Source organism: Azospirillum sp. UENF 112521 (assembly GCF_058780665.1).
The window spans coordinates 1,569,929-1,590,499 of the sequence record NZ_JBSNCI010000002.1 but is presented as its reverse complement, the minus strand read 5'-3'; the positions used below and the strand labels follow the sequence as shown (position 1 = coordinate 1,590,499).

General features: G+C 67.3%; 18 protein-coding genes and 1 riboswitch. Of the genes, 8 read left to right on the top strand and 10 right to left on the bottom strand.

Translation table 11 applies throughout. The features are described from left to right. Window positions 1-64: 64 nt before the first annotated feature. Both metZ and murJ read right to left on the bottom strand, forming a co-directional pair. On the bottom strand, window positions 65-1,273 hold the full coding sequence (metZ, locus tag ACWPN8_RS09825; protein ID WP_109096782.1) for an O-succinylhomoserine sulfhydrylase: 1,209 nt from the start codon (window positions 1,271-1,273) through the stop codon (window positions 65-67). Window positions 1,274-1,353: 80 nt separating this feature from the next. Then, window positions 1,354-1,433: riboswitch (SAM riboswitch) on the bottom strand. Between the two features lie 34 nt (window positions 1,434-1,467). After that, the gene (murJ, locus tag ACWPN8_RS09820) at window positions 1,468-3,054 is read right to left on the bottom strand and encodes a murein biosynthesis integral membrane protein MurJ (protein WP_492240649.1); all 1,587 of its coding nucleotides are present in this window, start codon (window positions 3,052-3,054) and stop codon (window positions 1,468-1,470) included. Window positions 3,055-3,355: 301 nt separating this feature from the next. Between murJ and ACWPN8_RS09815 the strand changes: the two genes are divergently transcribed. After that, window positions 3,356-5,845, top strand: a complete 2,490-nt coding sequence (locus ACWPN8_RS09815) for a hybrid sensor histidine kinase/response regulator (RefSeq protein ID WP_492240648.1) — start codon at window positions 3,356-3,358, stop codon at window positions 5,843-5,845. Between the two features lie 23 nt (window positions 5,846-5,868). Here ACWPN8_RS09815 and ACWPN8_RS09810 read toward each other — a convergent pair whose 3' ends face one another. The 7 genes from ACWPN8_RS09810 to ACWPN8_RS09780 all read right to left on the bottom strand — a co-directional run bounded on the left by ACWPN8_RS09810 (window position 5,869) and on the right by ACWPN8_RS09780 (window position 13,614). Then, complete coding sequence (locus ACWPN8_RS09810; protein ID WP_492240647.1) at window positions 5,869-7,824, bottom strand: PAS domain-containing sensor histidine kinase; 1,956 nt, start codon at window positions 7,822-7,824, stop codon at window positions 5,869-5,871. Window positions 7,825-7,931: 107 nt separating this feature from the next. Continuing rightward, window positions 7,932-8,822, bottom strand: coding sequence for a VOC family protein (locus ACWPN8_RS09805; RefSeq protein ID WP_492240646.1), 891 nt, complete (start codon window positions 8,820-8,822; stop codon window positions 7,932-7,934). A 108-nt stretch (window positions 8,823-8,930) separates the two neighbouring features. Next, window positions 8,931-9,878: an electron transfer flavoprotein subunit alpha/FixB family protein gene (locus ACWPN8_RS09800; RefSeq protein WP_492240645.1), complete on the bottom strand. Its 948-nt coding sequence runs from the start codon at window positions 9,876-9,878 to the stop codon at window positions 8,931-8,933. A gap of 16 nt (window positions 9,879-9,894) precedes the next feature. After that, a complete protein-coding gene (locus tag ACWPN8_RS09795) occupies window positions 9,895-10,644 on the bottom strand; it encodes an electron transfer flavoprotein subunit beta/FixA family protein (RefSeq protein ID WP_492240644.1) in 750 nt (249 codons plus the stop codon). Window positions 10,645-10,683: 39 nt separating this feature from the next. After that, complete coding sequence (locus ACWPN8_RS09790) at window positions 10,684-11,214, bottom strand: thioesterase family protein (RefSeq protein ID WP_492240643.1); 531 nt, start codon at window positions 11,212-11,214, stop codon at window positions 10,684-10,686. 135 nt (window positions 11,215-11,349) lie between these two features. Further along, window positions 11,350-11,742, bottom strand: a complete 393-nt coding sequence (locus tag ACWPN8_RS09785; RefSeq protein WP_109445348.1) for a MerR family transcriptional regulator — start codon at window positions 11,740-11,742, stop codon at window positions 11,350-11,352. 126 nt (window positions 11,743-11,868) lie between these two features. Further along, a complete protein-coding gene (locus tag ACWPN8_RS09780; RefSeq protein ID WP_492240642.1) occupies window positions 11,869-13,614 on the bottom strand; it encodes a long-chain-fatty-acid--CoA ligase in 1,746 nt (581 codons plus the stop codon). 170 nt (window positions 13,615-13,784) lie between these two features. On the opposite strand from ACWPN8_RS09780, the gene ACWPN8_RS09775 reads away from it, so the two are divergent. From ACWPN8_RS09775 to ACWPN8_RS09765, 3 genes are read left to right on the top strand one after another with little or no spacing between them, the layout of a single operon-like run. Then, complete coding sequence (locus tag ACWPN8_RS09775; protein WP_174471972.1) at window positions 13,785-14,087, top strand: SCP2 sterol-binding domain-containing protein; 303 nt, start codon at window positions 13,785-13,787, stop codon at window positions 14,085-14,087. Between the two features lie 46 nt (window positions 14,088-14,133). Beyond that, entirely contained in the window at window positions 14,134-14,793 is a 660-nt protein-coding gene (locus ACWPN8_RS09770; RefSeq protein ID WP_492240641.1) for a DUF6134 family protein, read from the top strand. Window positions 14,794-14,814: 21 nt separating this feature from the next. After that, complete coding sequence (locus tag ACWPN8_RS09765; protein WP_492240640.1) at window positions 14,815-15,099, top strand: DUF1488 family protein; 285 nt, start codon at window positions 14,815-14,817, stop codon at window positions 15,097-15,099. Between the two features lie 24 nt (window positions 15,100-15,123). On the opposite strand, the gene ACWPN8_RS09760 is transcribed toward ACWPN8_RS09765, so the two are convergent. Next, window positions 15,124-15,615 (bottom strand): flavin reductase family protein, encoded by a 492-nt coding sequence (locus ACWPN8_RS09760; RefSeq protein ID WP_109445343.1) that lies wholly within the window; start codon window positions 15,613-15,615, stop codon window positions 15,124-15,126. Between the two features lie 344 nt (window positions 15,616-15,959). Between ACWPN8_RS09760 and ACWPN8_RS09755 the strand changes: the two genes are divergently transcribed. The 4 genes from ACWPN8_RS09755 to ACWPN8_RS09740 all read left to right on the top strand — a co-directional run bounded on the left by ACWPN8_RS09755 (window position 15,960) and on the right by ACWPN8_RS09740 (window position 20,552). After that, window positions 15,960-17,096: a flagellar motor protein MotB gene (locus tag ACWPN8_RS09755; RefSeq protein WP_109445342.1), complete on the top strand. Its 1,137-nt coding sequence runs from the start codon at window positions 15,960-15,962 to the stop codon at window positions 17,094-17,096. A 288-nt stretch (window positions 17,097-17,384) separates the two neighbouring features. Beyond that, a complete protein-coding gene (locus tag ACWPN8_RS09750) occupies window positions 17,385-18,767 on the top strand; it encodes a circularly permuted type 2 ATP-grasp protein (protein WP_247872903.1) in 1,383 nt (460 codons plus the stop codon). Next, the gene (locus tag ACWPN8_RS09745; RefSeq protein WP_109445340.1) at window positions 18,764-19,741 is read left to right on the top strand and encodes an alpha-E domain-containing protein; all 978 of its coding nucleotides are present in this window, start codon (window positions 18,764-18,766) and stop codon (window positions 19,739-19,741) included. The genes ACWPN8_RS09750 and ACWPN8_RS09745 overlap by 4 nt, the downstream gene beginning before the upstream one ends. Window positions 19,742-19,811: 70 nt before the next feature. Continuing rightward, window positions 19,812-20,552, top strand: a complete 741-nt coding sequence (locus ACWPN8_RS09740) for an arginyltransferase (RefSeq protein ID WP_492240639.1) — start codon at window positions 19,812-19,814, stop codon at window positions 20,550-20,552. Window positions 20,553-20,571: the final 19 nt, after the last annotated feature.

Below are 20,571 nucleotides of genomic sequence, written 5' to 3'. Positions count from 1 at the left end.
AATAGTTGCCGGAACCTGACTGCAGGGTCAACGCTGCACTGCAACATAAGTTCCGGCACGATCTTTACGCCTCGGCGAGCGCGCGGTCGAGATCTTCCATGATGTCCTGGGGATCCTCTAGACCAACGGACAGGCGCAGCAGGCCGGGTTCGATCCGGGCGGCGGCCTTCTCCTCATCCGTAAGCTTGCAATGGGTGGTGGTGGCGGGATGGGTGATCAGGCTCTTCGAATCGCCCAGATTGTTGGAGATCATCACCATGCGCAGGCCGTTCAGCGTGTTGAACGCCTCGGTCTTGCCACCCTTGAGGAAGACCGACAGCATGTTGCCGCCGCCGGTCATCTGCTTGCGCACCAGATCGTATTGCGGGTGGCTGGGCAGCAGCGGGTACAGCACCTGGGCCACCTTCGGGTGGCTTTCCAGGAACTCCGCGACCTGGAGCCCGGCGGCCGACTGGGCATGGACGCGCAGCTCCAGCGTCTCCATCCCCTTCAGCAGCAGCCAGGAATTGAAGGGGGAGATGGTCGGCCCGGTGTTGCGCAGGAAGGGATGGATGACCTCCGAGGCGTATTTCTTGTCCTTGGCCAGGATGACGCCGCCCAGGCAGCGGCCTTGGCCGTCGATGTGCTTGGTCGCCGAATAGATGATGACGTCGGCGCCGAAGTCGAACGGACGCTGGAGCACCGGCGTGGCGAAGGCATTGTCGACGACGACCACCGCGCCCGCCTTATGGGCGAGATCGCAGACCGCCCGGAGATCGACGACCTCGAGCCCGGGGTTGGACGGGGTTTCCAGGAAGACCGCCTTGGCCGGCTTCGACAGCGCCTCTTCCCACTCCGCCAGGTTGGTGCCGTCGACGAACACCGTTTCGATGCCGTAGCGGCTACACAGATCCTTCAGGATCCAGTAGCAGGAGATGAAGAGCGCCCGCGGAGCCACCACCCGGTCGCCGGTGCGCAGGCCGCTCATCAGGGCACCATGCACCGCGGCCATGCCGCTGGCGGTGGCATAGGCCCATTCCGCACCCTCATATTCGGCCAGCCGGTCCTCGAACATCGCCGAGGTCGGGTTGCGGAATCGGGAATAGACGTGGCGCGCGCCGTCGTTGGCGAAGGCGTTCTCCGCCTCTTCCGCCGAGCCGTAGACGAAGCCGGAGGTCTGGTACAGCGCCTCGCAGGTTTCGTCGAACTGCGAGCGGCGGATGCCGCCATGGACCAGCTTGGAGCGGGGGCGCAGCCCCGTGACGTTCGGATTGCGATGATCGGTGCGCGACATTCCGCGACTCTCCCCTGATGATCGCCGGTGGGGCAAGGCCGGCCGCAAACAAAAAAAGCCCCGACCGATCGGGTCGAGGCGCGGACGCGGCTCGGACCTTTTTAGCGGGTTGTTTTACGTGGCCCGCAAGCCGGTCGACCAAATCACCACGTGGATCCGCTTGTACGACTGCCTATGACCGTCGTCAAGAGGGGCTAGCCATGACGTGCCGTCTCCTCTGCCCCTTGTGGGGAGGAGGATTTCGACAGCATACTTTTAACGTCTCCCGGATTGGCCCCGCCCAGCAGCGTCGCCAGCGCGCCGAAAGCCGCAGCGCCGCCAGAGACGAGCAAGGCCAGCGCCAGGAACCGCACTGCGGTGGAAGGCGCGTCCAGCCAGGGGGCCAGCACATGCCCGCCCGCCAGAAGGGCGGCCCCCATGCCGGCCGCAGCCGCCGCGATCCGGGGCGCGCGGCGCTTCAGGCGCTCATCCAGGTCGAACAGGCTGCGCTTGCGCATCGCCGCCACCAGCAGGGCGACATCCAGCCAGGCCGTCAGCCCGGTGGACAGCGCGATTCCGACATGGCCCAGCCAGGGCATCAGAACCAGAGCCAGCAGGGCGGTCGCCACCGTCACGATGACGGCGACGCGCACCGGGGTGACCGTGTCGTGGCGGGCGAAGAAGGCGGCGTTCAGCGACTTCACGATCACATAGGCCGGGATGCCGATGGCATAGGCGGCGAGCGCCATCGCCGTGGCGTGCGCCTCCTCCGGACCGAAGGCGCCGCGCTGGAACAGGACGGCGACGATGGGCGTCCCCGCCACGCCGAGTGCCACCGCGGCCGGGAGGCCGAGCAGCAGGCTGAACTCCAGCGCGCGGCTTAGGTAATGGCGGACCATCCGCTCGTCCCCGGCGGCGACATGGCGGGCCAGCACCGGCAGAAGGGCGGTGCCGATGGCGATGCCGATGACGCCCAGCGGCATCTGGTTCAGCCGGTCGGCATAATAGAGGAACGACACCGCGCCCGACGGCAGCAGCGAGGCGAGCACGATGTTCAGGAACAGGTTGATCTGCATGACCCCGGCACCGATGGCGCCCGGGCCGATCAGCCGGAACAGCCGCCGCATCCCCTCCGTCATCCGCGGCGGGCGCAGCGTCAGCACCACCCCGGCCTTGGCGCAGGCCCAGGCCATCCAGGCGACCTGGACCACCCCCGACAGCGTCACCGCCGCCGCCATGGCGGTGCCGGGTTCCAGACCCAGCCGCGGGGCGATCAGCAGGGCGGCCACCAGCGTCAGGTTGAAGGCGATGGGCGCCGCGGCGAACGGTCCGAAACGGTCGAGCGCATTCAGAACCCCGCCCAGCAGAGCCACCAGCGAGATCAGCGCCAGGTAGGGAAAGGTCAGCCGCGCCATATCAACCGCCAGGGCGAACTTGGCCGGTTCGTCGACGAAGCCGGGGGCGAGCCCGTGCATCAACCAGGGCATGGCGACGATGGCCGCCAGCGTGAAGGGCAGCAGCATGGCCAGCAACATTGCCAGCGCTTCCTCCGCGAAACGGATGGCGGCGCTGCGCCCGCGGGTCTGAAGCTCAGCGGCGAACAGCGGGACGAAGGCGACGCCGAAGGCGCCCTCCGCGAACAGTCGGCGGAACAGGTTGGGCAGCTTCAGCGCGACGAAGAAGGCGTCGGCCACCGGGCCGGCGCCCAGCACCGCCGCGGTCAAAATGTCGCGTGCGAAGCCGGCCAGCCGGCTCAACAGGGTCAGTCCGCCGACGGTGGCGATGGCGCGTGCGAAGCTCATCGCGGCGGTATAGCCGGCTGCGGCAGCGCGGCAAAGCCAGCTTTTCGGCGCGGTTGGCGCCGCCGGGCATGCCCAGCGCCCCAGCGGTCCGGTGCGCCGGAGCGTGTCTCGGAACGCTGTAGACGAGAGAAATTGGGGGGTGGCCTGCATGGGTGGAGCAACTGTCCACCGGTGCCACCTTGCCGGTTACGGCGTTGCGTCGGCATCTGCGTTGCGGCATGCTTGCGTCCGCCTGCCGCGGGCGTCCGCTTTCCTGGCGATGGACACGGCCGGCGGACGATCCACTGCGTTCGGGGTATACGTGAAGCGGGCGCTCTGGCTTTTTTCCGGTTTCGGCGGGCGTCTGGTCCTGCCCGCCATGGCGGTTGCGCTGGCCATCGCCGCCCTGTGGTGGATTCTGCTCGACCGCCTCCATCGGGAAGAGCGTTTGCTCGACCTGACCGCCCATGAGAAGACCGCCGTCGTGGCCCGTCTGGTGGAGGAGCATGCGGTCTCCACCTTCCGCCGCGTCGACGACCTGCTGCTGGACCTGATCGCCAACACCGAGCGCAACCGCTCCATGCGCCTGGATTCCCGGCGGGCCTTTGAAGAGGGCCTGGTGGTCGGGGTTCGCGTCTATGACACTTCGGGCCTGCTGACCATGGGCGGGGGGCGGGCCACCTTCCAGGGTGCCATCACCGACCGCGACGAGTTCCGCATCGCCCGCGACGCCGCGCCGCGCGGGCTGGTGATCGGCATGCCCTACGCATCGTCCGAAACGCAGGATCCGCTGATCCCGGTTTCGCGCCGGCTGGAGAATGCCGACGGCACATTCGCCGGGATTGCGGTCGCCGACATTCCGGTCGAATCCTTCGCCCGCTACTACCGCGTGCTCGGCTTGCCGGCCGACGGTGCGGCGACGCTGCTGCGGACGGACGGCGTCATCATCGCCCGCAACGCGGGGGCCACCAGCGTCACGGGGCGGGGAACCACCAACACAGAACTGTGGCAGGCGATCAGGCAGCAACCCGTCGGCCACATCCGCATGGTCAGTCCGGTCGACGGGGTGGAGCGGATCACCGCCTTCCGGTCGGCGCCCGACTATCCGGTGGTCGCCATCGTCGGTGAATCGGTGGAGACCGTGTTCGGTCCCTGGCGCGACAATGCCCGCCTCTACATCGGCTGGGCGGTCGCCACCACGGTGGTGATCCTGCTGTTCGTCATCGCCTTCATTGTCGAGTTGCAATGGCGCCGCCACACCGACCGGGCGCTGCGCGTGCGCAACCGGGCGCTGGCCTGGAGCAACGACGGCATCATGATCGCCGACGCTACCCAGCCGGGCATGCCCATCGTCTATGTCAATCCGGCGCTCGAACAGTTGCTGGGTGCGCCGATTTCCGCCCTGATGGGCAGCGGCGCCCTGACCGCGCTGGAACGGGCGACCAGGGACCGTGCTGCCTTGCAGCCCTTGCGCGACGCCATCGTCGTCGGACGCGATGCGCGGGTGGAACTGACCCGGTCCGACCCGGACGGGGAGGGGGCGGACCCGAAAGGGCCGCGCTGCCTGGAGCTGAGCGCGTCGCCGGTCCGCGATCATGACAACCGGCTGGTCAGCCTGATCGCCACCGTCCGCGACATCTCCGAACACAAGCGTGCCCAGGCGGCGCTGACCGATGCGAGGCGGGAGGCCGACCGGGCGAATGTCGCCAAGTCCAAGTTCCTGGCCGCCGCCAGCCACGATCTGCGCCAGCCGGTGCAGTCGCTGATGCTGCTGATGGAGGTGCTGTCGAGCCGCGTCAGCGACCCGATGACCCGCAATGTCCTGGGCACGATGGAGCGGGCGCTCGGCGCCTTGAAGATGCTGCTCGACGGACTGCTGGACGTCTCCCGGCTGGAGGCGGGCGCGGTGGTGCCGGAGGTCGAGGTCTTCGCGCTGGCGGAGGTGATGGACCGCGTCGCCGCCAACAGCCGGCCGGTCGCCGTCCAGAAGGGACTGCTCCTGCACATCGTGCCGAGCAGCATCCATGTGCGCAGCGACCCGATGCTGCTCGGCCGCATCCTGCAGAATCTGGTGGAAAACGCCCTGCGCTACACCGACAGGGGCCGCATCCTGATCGGCTGCCGCCGCCGCGGCCACATGCTGCGCATAGAGGTGTGGGACACCGGCATCGGCATTCCCGCCGACCAACAGGAGGACATCTTCCAGGAGTTCGTGCAGGTCGGCAACGCCAGCCGCAACCGCGACCAGGGGCTGGGACTTGGGCTGGCGGTGGTGCGGCGGCTGTCGGTCATGCTGGGCCATCAGGTGACGGTGCGGTCGACACCCGGAGAAGGGTCGGTCTTTGCGGTCGAGCTTCCCGTTGCCGATCCCCCGGCGGCGAAACCGGCCCCCGCTCCATGCTCTCCCTGTCCGGCTTTCGCCACGACGGTGCTGGTGATCGAGGATGACATGATCGTCCGTGAAGGGCTGCGGGCCATGCTGGCCGAGTGGGGCTATGGCGTCATGGCGGCCGAATCCTGCGCCGAGGCCCTGGACCTCGCCAACCGCGGGCCGGCGCCCGACCTGATCGTCGCCGATTACCGCCTGCGCGACGGCCGCACCGGAACGGAGGCCATCCGCGAGGTGCGGCTGGCCTTGGGCCGCATCCTGCCGGGCATCCTCGTCACCGGCGACACCGCCCCCGCCCGCGCGCAGGAGGCGGAGGCCGGCAATTTCCGCGTGATGCACAAGCCGGTGATCGCCGCGGATCTGCGCCGCGCGGTGGCCGAGGCGCTGGAACCGCTGCGGCGCGAACGCCAGACCGTCGCCTGACCGGCGGCGGGCGGCAGCCGGGATCAGCCGAGATCCGGTGCCTGTCGCGGCACCCGCAGGGTGAAGACGGCGCCGTGGCTGGGGCTGTTGCGGACGCTCAACTGGCCGCCGAGCGTCTGTGTCGCCAGATTGTAGGCGATGTGCAGTCCCAGCCCGACGCATCCGGCATGGCGCGCGGTGGTGAAGAAGGGGTCGAATATCCGGGGCAGGTCTGCTTCCAGGATCCCTTGCCCGTCATCGCTGTGAACCACCTCGATCCAGTCGTCGCCGTCGGCATGGATGTCGATGGTGATACGTCCGCTCTGCTCCGGCCGGAAGGCATGCGTCAGCGAATTGCGCACCAGATGTGTCAGCACGCGGGCGAAGGCGCCGGGGAAGCTTTCCAGTTGCAGCGCCTCCGGACAGGCCAGCTCCACCCGGTGGCCGGAGGAGCCGATCTGTGTGTGCAGGCTCAGCAGCACGTCCTCGGTGTATTCGCGCAGGTAGAAGGTGCGGCGCTCGTCTCCGGTCTGGTCGGCCGCCACCTGCTTGAACATGTGGACCAGCGCGGCGATGCGTTCGGTGTTGCCGACCAGCAGTTGCCCGGCCTCCTGCGCCACCTCCAGGAAGCCGGCCAGGGCCGAGCGGGTCAGGGCGCTGGCGGCGAACTGGCGCTTCACGTCCTCCGCCCGGCTCAGCAGGTGGGAGGCGGTGGTCAGCGCCACGCCGACCGGCCCGTTCACTTCGTGCGCCACGCCGGCGACGAGTTGGCCGAGGGATGCCATCTTCTCGGTCTGGACCAGACTGTCCTGGGCGGCCTGCAACTCGCGATAGGCCTGCTCCACCCGGTCCTTGGCCGCGCGCAGGGCGTCGGCGGCCCGCGCCCGCTCCGTGGTGTCCAGCATGACGCCGAACAGGTGGGTCAGGCGCCCGTCCAGATCGAAGCGCGGTGCGCAGGAGGAGGAGACGTAGCGGATTTCTCCCGCCGGATCGATCACCCGGTATTCGACATAGACGCGGCGCGAGTTGCCGATCACGCTTTCCAGCATGTTGCCGAAGGACATGCGGTCGTCGGGATGCAGGATGCCCAGCAGATTGTCGAAGGTCGGCTCGAACCGGTCCGCATCCTGGCCGTAGATGCCGAAGGCCTCGCGGTTCCACACCAGAGTGCCGTTGTGGATGCCATACTCCCAATAGCCGAGATGGCCGGTGCGGTAGGCCTCCTCCAGGCGCAGCTTGGCGGCCTCGAGCTGGGCCGCGGCCTCCGCCCGCTCGGTGCTGTCCATAAGCACGCCGAAGACATGGGTCAGCCGCTGCTGCGCATCCAGCCGCGGCGCGCAGGAGGCGGAGACGTAGCGGACGCGGCCGTCACGGTCGTGGACGCGGTATTCGACATAGACGCGCTGGGGATTGCCGACCACACTTTCCAGCATGTTGCCGAAGCGCGGCCGGTCGTCGGGGTGCAGGATGCCCAGCAGGCCGTCGAATCCCCCGGCGAAGCGGTCGCGCTCATGGCCCAGCACCGCCAGCCCGGCGTTGCTCAGCACCAGTTCGCCGGACTGGATGCCGTATTCCCAGTAGCCGAGCTTGGCGGTGTGACAGGCCTCTTCGAGATTCTCGGTTGCCAGCTCCAGTCCGCGGGCGGTGCGGCGCTGCTCGGTGACGTCCTCCACCGTCGCGATCCAGGGCGGACCGCCGACGCGGACCAGCAGGTCGCGGGGCTCGCCGCCAGCTGACTGGACGCTGACGTCCCGCTCGTCGCCGGGGACGGCATCGGAAAGGTCGGCGGTGAAGGCATCGGTGTTACCGTAGCGGTCGAGAAAGCGGCGATTGCCGCTCAGCCGCCCGTCGGGCTCGCGGAGCAGGGCGGCGACGGGCAGGGCATCGAAAAGCGGGAGCACGGAGGATGATGCGGAGGATGGGCCGGGCGTCGCCGGTACGGAACCGGTCTCCTGCTCCGGAGCCCCCGTCACGTCCATCGCCTGACCCGCTGTCGTCATGTGCATCTCCACAGTCCGCGCCCGATCCATGGGCGCAACTGTCGGCGGACACTACACAAGCAATTCAGCGGGACCTATGCCCAATTCGGCGCAAATCGTCGCGAATTTCAGGGTATCAGGCTGTCGAGGTCGAAGCCCTGGGCGAAGGCGATCATGGCGCCGCAGGCGCTGCCCGATCCGACCCGCATCACGCCCTCTCCGACCACCGTCGGGAACTTGCTTTTCTGCAACGCCTGCTGGGCCTTCACCGGATCGGCGACGCGCACGACGAAGCCGGCGAAGAAGGGCAGGGTGGCCGTGGCGAAGGCGGGATCGGCGGTCCAGGCCCAATGCAGGCGGTCGGGCGTGGCGACCAGAACGGGCACCTGACCGTCACCGGACCCGGCCGGCACCACCATGCGGGCGGAGCCGCGGACGGTGACGGTGCCGCCCAGCAGTGTGGCATAGGTCGCGGCGACCGCATCGGGATCGGCGGCGGCGATGACCAGCGCCTCCAGCCCGGTGGCGCTGTTGGCATGCTCCAGCTGGTCGGGACGCCAGACCAGATCGGGCGTGTGGTGCTGGCATAGGAAGATTCGGCCGGCCGGGGTCGTGGCCGGGTCGATCTGGGTGATGGTGAAGGTTGCATCGCGGCTGCCGCCCGGCAACTCCACCGGCCGGCCGAAATCGACGGGATCCGACACCGGGAAGCCGGCGGCGGTCAGCGGCCCGACGGCGGCGCGGGCGTCCGGCGTCTTCAGTGCAATGGCGGCGATGCCCTCGCGCTGACGCAGGAAGGCGGAGTAATGGGCGTTGACCGGCCTCTGTTCCTCGATGCCTAGCAACTCCAGATAGGTGCCGGTCGGGAACAGGATGGTGTGGTTGGCCGACTTCAACTGGGTGTGGTGGCCGCGCGGCGTCACGGTGAAGCCAAGCCGGGCGTAGGCGTCGCGCGCCGCGTCCAGGTCGCGGGTCGCGATGACCAGATGGTCCAGTCCGGTGATGCCGTCGATGCTCATGGCGTCCTGCCGCTGTCGGGTTTCTCTTCCGCCAGCGATAGAACAGCCGGCCCGCCGCGGCAAGCGCGAAGCGGCCGGGCTTCCCGAGCGGAAGGCCCGGCCCTTCGGTCACAGCGCTTGCTGGAGCTCCGGCACGGCCTTGAAGAGGTCCGCGACGAGGCCGTAATCGGCGACCTGGAAGATGGGCGCTTCCTCATCCTTGTTGATCGCGACGATGACCTTGCTGTCCTTCATGCCGGCCAGATGCTGGATCGCACCCGAGATGCCGACGGCGATGTACAGCTCCGGCGCCACGATCTTGCCGGTTTGCCCGACCTGATAGTCGTTCGGCACGAAACCCGCGTCCACGGCGGCGCGCGACGCACCGACCGCGGCACCCAGCTTGTCGGCCAGGGCCTCCAGCAGCGGGAAGTTCTCGCCCGACTGCATGCCGCGCCCGCCCGACACCACCACGCGGGCGGCGGTCAGCTCCGGACGCTCCGACTTGGTCAGCTCGGCCGAGACGAAGCTCGACAGCCCGGCGGCACCGGCACCCGCGATCTGCTCGACGGCGGCCGAACCGCCTTCGGATGCTGCGGTCTCGAAGGCGGTGGTGCGGACGGTGATCACCTTGACCGCATCGGCCGACTGCACGGTGGCAATCGCGTTGCCGGCGTAGATCGGCCGCTCGAACGTATCGGCGGAGACCACGGCGGTGATGTCGGAGATGGCGGCGACGTCCAGCAGTGCGGCGACGCGCGGCAGGAGGTTCTTGCCGACCGAGGTGGCGCCGGCCAGCACATGGCCGTAGCCAGTCTTGGTAACCGACACCACCAGCGGGGCGACGTCTTCCGGCAGCTGATGCTCGTAGGCGGCATCGTCGGCCAGCAGCACCTTGGCGACGCCGGCCACCTTCGATGCTGCCTCGGCGGGACCTCGCGCGCCCTTGCCGGCGACCAGGATATGGACATCGCCCCCGATCCCCTTGGAGATCTGGCCGGCGGCGGTGACGGCGTTCAGCGTGGCGGGCTTCAGCGAGACGCCGTCGTGGTCAGCGATGACGAGAATGTTGGCCATGGTCAGTTCATTCCCCTCAGATCACGCGGGCTTCGGTCTTGAGCTTGTCGACCAGCGTGGCGACGTCCGGTACCTTGATGCCGGCCTGACGCTTCGGCGGCTCGGCGACCTTCACCGTCTTCAGCCGCGGCGTGACGTCGACGCCCAGGCTGTCCGGCGTGACGGTCTCCAGCGGCTTCTTCTTCGCCTTCATGATGTTCGGCAGCGAGGCATAGCGCGGCTCGTTCAGGCGCAAATCGGCGGTGACCACCGCCGGCAGCTTGAGATTCACCGTCTCCAGCCCGCCGTCGATCTCGCGCGTCACGGCGACCGTGCCGTCACCGGCGGCGATCTTCGAGGCGAAGGTGCCCTGGCCCCAGCCGAGCAGCGCCGCCAGCATCTGGCCGGTCTGGTTGCAGTCGTCGTCGATGGCCTGCTTGCCGAGGATGACGAGGCTGGGGGCCTCCTTCTCGACCAGCGCCTTGAGGACCTTGGCGACGGCCAGCGGTTCGGTCGTCACGTCGGTCTGCACCAGGATGGCGCGGTCGGCACCCATGGCCAGCGCCGTGCGCAGCGTCTCCTGGGCCTGGGCCGGGCCGATGGACACCACCACGATCTCGGTCGCCTTGCCGGCTTCCTTGAGACGAACCGCCTCTTCGACGGCGATCTCGTCGAAGGGGTTCATCGAAAACTTCACGTTCGACGTCTCGACGCCGGACTGGTCGGTCTTCACCCGGATCTTGACGTTGTAGTCGACGACCCGCTTCACGGGCACCAGCACCTTCATGATGACGTGTCTCCTCTCGGATGGTGTTCTTGTTAAGGCTCATGCAACAGCGGACAGGACCTGTCCGCGCAAAGCCGCGACCGCATCGGGGAACGGCGGGGAGGCCGCCGTGGTGCCGAGTGCGGCCAGCACCTCGGCCGGGGCGACCACGCCGGTCGCGTCGACGAAAGCACCCTGGACGACGGCCAGCGCCGCCAGCCCGCCCCGCGTTTCCATGCGGTGTTCGATGAAGATGTATTTGTCGTCCCAGCACAGAACCCGGCTGACCAGGGTGAAGCGCTGGAACGGACGCAGCGAGCGGCGGTAGCGGATGGTCGCTCCGCCCAGCACCGGCTGCCAGCGGTTGCGCAGGATCGCCGGCCCCAGCCCGACCCGGATCATCAGGTCGGTGCGGCCCAGATCCATCACGCTGAAATAGCGCGCGTTGGTCATGTGCAGGTTGATGTCGAGGTCGGTCGGCCAGACCCGGAAGCGCAGCGCCGACGGATCCAGCAGCCCGGCGCGGCGGCCGCGCCATGCGGCGACAATGGCGGCGACGACAACCGTCAGCAGGCGGAAGATCAGGTTCATCCCCCGTCTCCCGTCCCGCCATTCGTCGCGCCCTTCACCCCGAGGGCATCGCAGGCCGCCCGCAGCCATTGCTGTCCCATCATGCTCCGATCCCCCTCATAGGGCCGACCGGAGCGCCTGGGGGCGCCCGGCCGGTCAGCTGTCCTTCACGGCGGACTTCTGCTCCGCCAGGGTGTTGTTGACCTGCTCTTCGATGTCGCGCAGTTCCTGCACGGTGGTTTCCAAGTCCTCGCGCTGCTGGGCGAGGTCCTTCAGCCGTTTCTGCACGCGCTTCAACAGGTTCTTCTGTTGCTCGACCCCGCCATTGACGTTGTAGAGGTCGAGATATTCGCGGATTTCCGCCAGCGAGAAGCCCAGGCGCTTGCCCCGCAGGATGAGCTTCAGCCTGGCGCGGTCGCGCTTCGTATAGACCCGGTTGTTGCCGACGCGGTTGGGCGCCAGCAGTCCCTTGACCTCGTAAAAGCGCAGGGCCCGCGGAGTGATGCCCAGCTCCTCCGCAAGCTGGTTGACCGTGTAGAGCTGTTCCATCCCTGGGAAGGCCTTTTTGTTCGTGTTCGGCACAGTGCGCCTTCCGTTTGGTAGCACAGCTGCCGTCGCGTGATAAGGCTTCCCTTTACGTCCATGTCATGGTGGCAACGCAGCTGGAAGTTGGGGTCATGCTCCGTTCGACAGGGCCTGTTGAGCCTCGGCGATCAGCTCCTTCTTCGACAGCTTGCCGACGGCGGTCTTGGGCAGCTCGTCGCGGAACTCGATGGCCGTCGGCATCTCGATGCGGGAGATCTTGTCGCGCAGGAAGTCGCGCAGCGCCTCAACCGTCATGCTGGCGCCCGGCTTCAACTGCACGAAGGCTTTCGGCGTCTGGCCGCGATAATCGTCGGGAAGGCCGATGACGCAGGCGGCAACGACGTCGGGATGCTGGTAGATCGCTTCCTCGATCACGCGCGGATAGACGTTGTAGCCGCTGCAGATGATCAGGTCCTTCAAGCGGTCGAGCAGGAAGACGTAGCCGTCCTCATCCATCGTCCCGACATCGCCGGTCAGCAGGAAGCCGTCGATCACGGTGCGGTCGCTCTCCTCCGCCCGGCCCCAATAGCCGGCCATCACGTTGGGGCCGGCAATCGCCACCTGGCCCTTCTCGCCGATGCCGAGCCTGCGGGTCGGGTCTTCCAGATCGCGGATCTCGATGGAGATGCCGGGCAGCGGCAGGCCGATGGACCCTTCCTTGTTGACGCCGCTCAGCGGGTTGGCGGCGCAGACCGGCGAGGCTTCCGACAGGCCGTAGCCTTCGATCAGCACGCAGCCGGTCGCCGTCTCGAACTGGCGCTTCAGTTCCATCGGCAGCGGCGCGCCGCCGGAGATGCAGTAGCGGATCGAGGTCATCGGATAGCGGGCGACCTGCGGGTGGCCCAGCAGCGCCTTGTACATGGTGGGCACGCCGGGGACGAGAGTCGGCTTGCGCTTGGCGATGGTCTTCAGGACCTGCTCGGTCTCGAACCGCGGCAGCATGATCAGTTCCGCACCGCAGGCCAGCCCCATGTTCAGCACCACCGTCATGGCGAAGACATGGAAGAAGGGCAGCACGGCGAGCATGCGCTCCTGGCCCAGCGCCACGGTGGGGAACCAGGCCTGCACCTGCCTGGCGTTGGACAGCAGGTTGTGGTGGGTCAGCATCGCGCCCTTCGGCACGCCGGTGGTGCCGCCGGTGTATTGCAGCACGGCGACGTCGCGCAGCCCGTCGATGCGCACCGGACGCAGTTTGCCGTCATTGGCCAGCAGGCTGTTGAAGTCGACATGGCGGTCGTCGCGCGGCACGGCGGCAAGTTCGCCGCGCTTCAGCACGCTGAACAGCGCCTTCTTCACCGCCGGCAGGATGGTCGCCATGCGGCAGACGACGATGCGCTTCATCGGCGTGCGCGCCAGCATCGCGGCGACGCGCGGGTAGATCTGCTTCAGGTCCAGCGTCACCATGATCTCGGTCTGCGAGTTGGTGATCTGGTGCTCCAGTTCCCGCTCGACATAGAGCGGGTTGTAGTTGACGACGGTCCCGCCGGCCTTCAGCACCGCAAAATAGGAGATGACGTAGGTCGGGCAGTTCGGCAGGCACAGGCCCACCCGCACCCCCGGCCCGACGCCGAGATCCTGGAAGCCGCGGGCGGCGCGGTTCACCAGATCCAGAACCTCGGCATAGCTGTAGCGGCGGCCCAGGAAGTCCAGGCAGGGACGATCAGCATAGCGCCCGGCCGCCTCTTCGAACAGCATGTGCAGCGGCATCGGCGTGAACTGCTGGTCCCAGGCGATCCCGTTCGGATAGTGCGTCAGCCAGGGATGGGCGGCATCATCGGCGGCAACGTCTACGGCTGCGGTGGGCAGGTTGGCGCTCTGCGCAAGCGGCTCGGGCATGGTTCGCTCCCCTTGGCGGTGGCGCGTTCCGGATCGCCTGGCAGCCTGCACCAAAAGGCGGCAAACGGGGCGTCGGGCGTCTGAAACGCTTTCGTTATGACGTTGACGTAAACGTAATGCGCGCCTACTGTCAAGGCCAGTCCTACGAACAATCCTGAGGGCACGCTTTCATGGTCGACGACATTCTGCAGGAACTGCGCAGCCGCAGCGGCGATCTGCGCTCGCTCAACGCCTCGGTCCGCTTCCTGCTGGGCAAGGAGGGCGAGGTGATCCGGGTCGATGGCCGTGCCAGCCCGATCAGCATCAGCCGCGAGGATGCCGAGGCCGACTGCACCATCCGCATCTCGCCGGAGAACCTGCAGAAGCTGATCAACGGCAAGCTGAACCCGATGCTGGCCTTCACCATGGGCAAGCTGAAGGTCGAGGGCTCGATGGGCGTCGCGATGAAGCTGGCGCAGTTGCTGGACGACTGAGCAGGCCGGAAGAGCCGCCAGAAAGACCAACCGGGAGGAAACCCACATGACGACGACGCGCACGAAATGCGCCACCCTGTCGGCTGCCCTGATGGCGGCCACCTTGCTGACCGGCCTGCCAGGCTCCGCCTGCGCGCAGGGTGCGGCACGCACGCTGAATTACCAGATCCTGATGGGCGAGGATCCCATCGGCAGCGAGCAGGTGAAGATCGAGCCCCAGGGGGGCGACCGCACCAGGGTCACCGTCACCGCCACCACGCGGGTGAAGGTGCTGTTCATCAACTTCCGCTACGACCACAAGCGGGAGGAGATGTGGAAGGGCGCGGTGCTCGAATCGATGACCGCCACCACCGACGATGACGGCACGCCGCACAAGATCGAGATGGCGCGCGATGCCGGCGGCTATCGCCTGACGGTGGACGGCAAGGTCCAGCAGGTGCCGGCCGGCGTCCTGCCGCTGACCCTGTGGACGCCGGATGTGCTGAAGCACAGGGAGTTGCTGTCGGTGATCGATGCGGCGCCCTACAAGGTGGCGGCGCGCAAGGTCGGGGCGGAGACGGTGGAAGCCGGCGGCAAGGCGCTGGAGGCCGCCCATCACCGCATCGAGGGCGATGTGGAACGCGATCTTTGGTATGCGGCGGACGGCACGCTGCTGAAGACCCGCTTCAAACGCAGCGGCTATGATATCACCTATGTCCTGAAGTGATTCACGCCGATTGAGGACCCGATGCCCATCTTCCTGTTTCCCGACGACCCCATCTGGAACGAGGAGGCCGACGCCGTGGAATTTGCGGTGCAGGTCGGGGAGTATCAGGGCCGGGTCTTCGTCACCCGCCGCACCTTGCAGGGCATCGTCGGCCACACGCCCAAGCCGGACGAGGCGGTTCAGCAGGTCTGCATGAACCGTCCGCTGTTCGAGCGGGCGACGGAGCAGCGGATCATGTCCCGCGCGCTCGACCCCGATGCCAACATCCACCTCACCGGCCGCGACCTGCACCGCGCGGCGGGGTAGGTCGCGGCCGGCTGAGAAACGCGCTCAGCCCAGGCGGGCGTAGCGGCCGCGGAAATACAGCAGCGGGTCGCCGCTGTCGCGCGAGGTCAGCTTGCGGACGCGGCCCAGCACGATGACATGGTCGCCGCCGTCCAGCAGATGCTCGCGGTCGCATTCCAGCGTGGCGAGGCAGCCGGTCAGCAGGCGCACGCCGCCGCGGCCGGTGGTCGTCTCCAGGCCGGTCCAGCGCTCCTGCAGGTCGCGGCGGGAGAAGCGGTTGGACAGCTCCTCCTGATCGGCGGCCAGGATGTTCACCGCGAAATGCGGAGCGAGCTTGAATGCCTCGAAGGACATCGCGGCGCGGCCCAGGCAGAACTGCACCAGCGGCGGGTCGAGCGACACGGACGAGAAGGAATTCACCGTGACCCCCAGCGGCAGCCCGTCGGGCGCGATGGTCGTGATGACGGCGATCCCGGTCGCGAAGCAGCCGAGGGCGGAACGGAACGCAAGGGGATCGATCGGCTGGTCGGTGATCATGACGTCCTGTCGTGTGGGCCTGGATGGGGCAGGGTGGAGGAGCAGCGTGGGCAGGAGGGCCGGCGTGGGGCACACGCCTCCGGTGGCGGTGAAGGTGACACACAAGGTAGGAAATACCGGGAATTAATCCAGCACGTCACCCGGTGCAAGCCGCATCTCCACCTCACCTCCGTTGCATCTCCACGGCATCTCCGGCCCCGACAACGTCGTTAAACGGATCTTAATGAAACCCGGTCAGGGTTCTGCCGCAGTGGCCGGCCGCTGCTTTCACCGCGGCGCCGCGCCCAGAAATCGCATACGGGAAATCGGCCTTCGGGCTGTGAACCATTCGCCACGGCCAGGGCATGAGCGGGAATTCCGGCGGCGACGAGCGGCCGATCATCATCAAGAAGAAGAAGGGCGGGCACGGCGGCCACCATGGTGGCGCGTGGAAGGTGGCCTATGCCGACTTCGTCACCGCGATGATGGCCTTCTTCCTGCTGCTGTGGCTGCTGAACGTCACCACCTCGGATCAGCGCAAGGGCATCGCCGACTATTTCTCGCCGGTCTCGGTCAGCCGCGAGCAGTCCGGCTCCGGCGGCATGCTGGGCGGCAAGACCATAACCGTGCCTGGGGCGCAGGTCTCTCCCAGCTCGCCGATGTCGGCGGACGTGCCGGTGTCCGGGCCGCCGGGCTATTCGGCGCAGCAGACCGAGGATGCCGACGACCCGACCGAATCGACCTCCGGCCCCGGCCAGGGCACCGGTCCCGGCAAGTCGGCCAGCGGTGCGGCACCCGACGCCGACGTCGCCGACCAGAAGCCGAACGAAACCCGCGCCGAATTCCAGAAGCGGATGGAGGAGATGGCCAAGCAGTTGGGCATCCCCGGCCAGAAGCCCGGCGAAAAGCTGTCCGACTTCGGAGAGCGGGTGAAGGAGGCGATGGACAGCCTCCAGGGCGCCGCCAAGGAGGCCCGCCAGTTCCAGCAGGCCGCCACGGAGATCCGGCAGGCCATCCAGTCGGTGCCGGAACTGGAACCACTGGCGCAGAACCTGATGATAGACCAGACCCCGGAGGGGCTGCGCATCCAGATCGTCGATCAGGACCGCGTGTCGATGTTCCCCGGCGGTTCCGGCCAGATGTACCCACAGACCCGCCAGCTGGTGCAGCAGGTGGCGAAGGCGCTGTCCAAGCTGCCCAACAAGCTGTCGATCAGCGGCCATACCGACAGTTCGCCGTTCCCCGCCGGCTCCGGCCGCGACAACTGGGATTTGTCGACCGAGCGGGCAAACGCCACCCGCCGCGCCTTGCTGGCCGGCGGCATCGATCCGACGCGAATCCAGGACGTCGTCGGCAAGGCCGACCGCGACCCGCTTGTCGCCGATCAGCCCAACAGCCCGCGCAACCGGCGCATCACCATGGTCCTGCTGCGCGAGACCCAGGCGGCGCCTTCGGCCGGCGGCCAGTCCGGCGGCGGCGGTGCCCCCACCAAAGCACGATAAGACTTCTGCACCGCCGGTACTTTGGCGCTAATTTCCGGAAGCGTTCGCGTCCGAATTCTTGCTTTGTCACTGCGTCGCACAACGGTACGCGCGTTTGCCCTGTTCAAAGCGCGCGGCGATGCGTCATACTTCCTGCACAATGCGACATGGCCGGGGCGATGCCGCCCGGCCCGCGATGATCGGTCAGATACAAGCGCGGGGGAGTCTGTGAGCGTACCCGAGGGCAAACCGTCCGACCTGTTGTCATCATACAATCCTGGCCTGTACTTCGACGAGTTGTTCGGAGCCATGGATTTGCCGGCCGAACATACGGCGCTCATCCGCCAAAGGCTGGCCGCACTCGATTTCGATGAACTGCGCCGCCGCGCGCAGGATGCGGAGCGGGAGCTTTACAATCTCGGCATCACATTCATCGTCTATTCCGACAAGGACGCCGTCGACCGCATCCTGCCGTTCGACGTCATCCCGCGGGTGATCTCCGCACCGGAATGGAAGCATCTGGAGGCGGGCGTCAAGCAGCGGGTCACCGCGCTGAACCTGTTCCTGCACGATATCTATCACGACCAGAAGATCCTGAAGGACGGGGTGATCCCCCGGGATCTGGTCGAAGGGAACCATAATTTCCGCCCGCAGATGATCGGGCTGGACGTTCCCTTCAACACCTACATCCACATCATGGGCACCGATCTGGTGCGCGACCGCCACGGCACCTTCCGCGTGCTGGAGGACAACGGCCGCGTTCCGTCCGGCGTCTCCTATGTCGTGGAGAACCGCCACATGATGCAGCGGGTCTTCCCCGACCTGATGCAGGACATCGGCATCCGGCCGGTGGACAATTACGGCCACAAGCTGCTGGACGCCATGGTGGAGATCGCGCCGGTCGACGATCCGCAGGTGGTCCTGCTGTCGCCGGGCACCTACAACTCCGCCTATTTCGAGCATATCTTCCTGGCGCGCGAGATGGGTGTGCCGCTGGTCGAGGGCCGCGACCTCGTGGTCGACAACGACCGCGTCTTCATGAAGACGACCAACGGCCTGGCCCCGGTCCATTCGATCTACCGCCGGCTGGACGATGCCTTCCTCGATCCCAAGGCCTTCAACCCCGACAGCCTGCTGGGCGTGCCCGGCATCCTGGAGGCCTACCGCAAGGGCAACGTCGCGCTGGCGAACGCTATCGGCACCGGCGTCGCCGACGACAAGGCGGTCTACTGCTACGTGCCGCGGATGATCAAATATTACCTGGACCAGGATCCGATCATCCCCAACGTCGACACCCGCATCTGCCGCGAGCCGGATGCCCTGCAATACACGCTCGACAATCTGGCCGATCTGGTGGTGAAGCCGGTGGGCGAGGCCGGTGGCTACGGCATCACCATCGGCCCGCGCGCCAGCAGGGCGGAACTGGAGGATTGCCGGGCCAAGCTGCTGGCCGATCCGTCCAACTACATCAGCCAGCCGGTCGTCGACCTGTCGGTGTGCCCGACCGTCTGCGACGACGCCATCGAACCGCGCCACGTCGATCTCCGCCCCTTCGCCATCACCGGCAAGAGCAGCTGGGTCCTGCCCGGCGGCCTGTCGCGCGTGGCGTTGAAGAAGGGCACGCTGATCGTCAATTCGTCCCAGGGCGGCGGCTCGAAGGACACCTGGGTTCTGGAAGGTGGTGCGGCATGAACCTGCTGTCCCGTTACGCCGAGTGCATTTTCTGGATGGCCCGTTACATGGAGCGGGCCGAGAATCTCGCTCGCATCCTCGACGTGCACGAGACCTTCGCGCGCGACACCCGCGGGGCCACCAACTGGTTCTCCATCGTCCAGCTGAACGCCGACGAGAAGGACTTCTTCAGCCGCCATGACCGCCCAACGGCGGAGGCGGTGATCCACTATTACATGTTCGATCCGCAGAACCGGAATTCGCTGCTGTCGATGCTGCGGATGGCCCGGGAGAACGCGCGGACGCTGCGCCCCTGGATCTCGACGGAGATGTGGACGCAGATCAACGTGTTCCACAACAAGCTGCTGGAGATGTCGGTCAAGGACGTGGCGACACAGAACCTGTCCAAGGTCTGCACCTGGATCAAGGAAGAGTGCCAGACCCACACCGGCATCACCGAGGGCACCTTCTACCGCGACCAGGGCTGGTACTTCTATCAGATGGGCAAGTATATCGAGCGGGCGGACCAGACAACGCGCCTGCTCGACATCAAGTACCACACACTGCTTCCGTCGCCGGTGGAGGTCGGTTCCACCCTGGACGTCAGCCAGTGGACGACGGTCCTGCGCTGCACCGCCGGCTATCACGCCTTCCGCCGGGTCTATCCCCGCGGCATGTCGCCGGCCACCGTCGCCGGCTTCATGCTGTTCAACGAGGGGTTCCCGCGCTCGGTGGTGATGTGCGTGCGGCAGATCGACGGCGTGCTGACGCGGATGCGCTCGCGCTACGATCTGCGCGGCGGGTCGGCGGCGATGGAGCGGGTGGACGAGTTGCTGGCCGCCCTGCTGTCCCGTCCGATCGATGCGGTGCTGCGCGACGGGCTGCACGAGTACCTCGACTGGATACAGCTGCAGCTGAGCGTCGTCACCACGGAGATCGCGCAAGCCTTCTTCGGCGTCCAGCCTCCTCTGGCAGTTCAGAGCCAGTCGCAGTAAGCTCGGGTCCGGCGGGGGAGCTTCGCGCTCCTCCGCCTCCTCGTCACCGTCGTGGTGGTTGTCGCTCAGAATGTCGGTCATCCAGCCGCCGCAGCGTCCATTGCAGCAATTCTTCCGGTCGGGGCCGATGCCCTGCCCCTATCTGCCCGGACGTGTGGAGCGCAAGCTGTTCACCCGCCTGATCGGTCCCTATGCGACCGAGGTGAACTCCACCCTGTCGCGGGCCGGCTTTCGCCGCAGCCACGACATCATCTATCGCCCGGTCTGCCCCAACTGCCAAGCCTGCGTGCCGGTGCGCGTGCCGGTCTCGGATTTCGTGCCGACGCGGTCGCAGCGCCGGGTGCTGAAGCTGAATGACGGGGTGACGCTGAGCGAAAGGCCGGCCTACGCCACGTCGGAGCAGTACCGGCTGTTCTCTCTGTACCAGAATTCCCGGCATGGCAACTCGGACATGGCCCGCATGGCGATGGGCGATTTCGCCGCCATGGTCGACGAGGGCAGGGCGGACACCAACCTGCTGGAGGCGCGCGACGAGCGTGGACAGCTGGTTGGCTGCATGCTGACCGATCGGCTGTCGGACGGCTATTCTGCGGTCTACAGCTTCTACGACGCGGCCCAGGATCGCCGCAGCCTGGGCACCTTCCTGATCCTGGGCCTGATCGAACGGGCGCGGCTGGCTGGCATGCCCTATGTCTACCTGGGTTATTGGATCGCCCACAGCCGCAAGATGGCCTACAAGGCGAAGTTCCACCCGCTGGAATGCCTGGGTGAGGATGGCTGGCGCCGAGTTCGACATCGTGCCCGACGGTGACGCGGAGTAAGGACATCGC

Excerpts from the sequence above, each read along its gene's own strand:
- murJ (WP_492240649.1), bottom strand. The coding sequence starts at position 3,054 with ATGAGCTTCGCACGCGCCATCGCCACCGTCGGCGGACTGACCCTGTTG.
- ACWPN8_RS09790 (WP_492240643.1), bottom strand. The coding sequence starts at position 11,214 with ATGAACCTGATCTTCCGCCTGCTGACGGTTGTCGTCGCCGCCATTGTC.
- ACWPN8_RS09750 (WP_247872903.1), top strand. The coding sequence starts at position 17,385 with ATGGATTTGCCGGCCGAACATACGGCGCTCATCCGCCAAAGGCTGGCC.
- ACWPN8_RS09770 (WP_492240641.1), top strand. The coding sequence starts at position 14,134 with ATGACGACGACGCGCACGAAATGCGCCACCCTGTCGGCTGCCCTGATG.
- ACWPN8_RS09775 (WP_174471972.1), top strand. The coding sequence starts at position 13,785 with ATGGTCGACGACATTCTGCAGGAACTGCGCAGCCGCAGCGGCGATCTG.
- ACWPN8_RS09805 (WP_492240646.1), bottom strand. The coding sequence starts at position 8,822 with ATGAGCATCGACGGCATCACCGGACTGGACCATCTGGTCATCGCGACC.
- ACWPN8_RS09740 (WP_492240639.1), top strand. The coding sequence starts at position 19,812 with ATGTCGGTCATCCAGCCGCCGCAGCGTCCATTGCAGCAATTCTTCCGG.
- ACWPN8_RS09755 (WP_109445342.1), top strand. The coding sequence starts at position 15,960 with ATGAGCGGGAATTCCGGCGGCGACGAGCGGCCGATCATCATCAAGAAG.
- metZ (WP_109096782.1), bottom strand. The coding sequence starts at position 1,273 with ATGTCGCGCACCGATCATCGCAATCCGAACGTCACGGGGCTGCGCCCC.
- ACWPN8_RS09760 (WP_109445343.1), bottom strand. The coding sequence starts at position 15,615 with ATGATCACCGACCAGCCGATCGATCCCCTTGCGTTCCGTTCCGCCCTC.
- ACWPN8_RS09810 (WP_492240647.1), bottom strand. The coding sequence starts at position 7,824 with ATGACGACAGCGGGTCAGGCGATGGACGTGACGGGGGCTCCGGAGCAG.
- ACWPN8_RS09745 (WP_109445340.1), top strand. The coding sequence starts at position 18,764 with ATGAACCTGCTGTCCCGTTACGCCGAGTGCATTTTCTGGATGGCCCGT.
- ACWPN8_RS09765 (WP_492240640.1), top strand. The coding sequence starts at position 14,815 with ATGCCCATCTTCCTGTTTCCCGACGACCCCATCTGGAACGAGGAGGCC.
- ACWPN8_RS09780 (WP_492240642.1), bottom strand. The coding sequence starts at position 13,614 with ATGCCCGAGCCGCTTGCGCAGAGCGCCAACCTGCCCACCGCAGCCGTA.
- ACWPN8_RS09800 (WP_492240645.1), bottom strand. The coding sequence starts at position 9,878 with ATGGCCAACATTCTCGTCATCGCTGACCACGACGGCGTCTCGCTGAAG.
- ACWPN8_RS09795 (WP_492240644.1), bottom strand. The coding sequence starts at position 10,644 with ATGAAGGTGCTGGTGCCCGTGAAGCGGGTCGTCGACTACAACGTCAAG.
- ACWPN8_RS09785 (WP_109445348.1), bottom strand. The coding sequence starts at position 11,742 with ATGGAACAGCTCTACACGGTCAACCAGCTTGCGGAGGAGCTGGGCATC.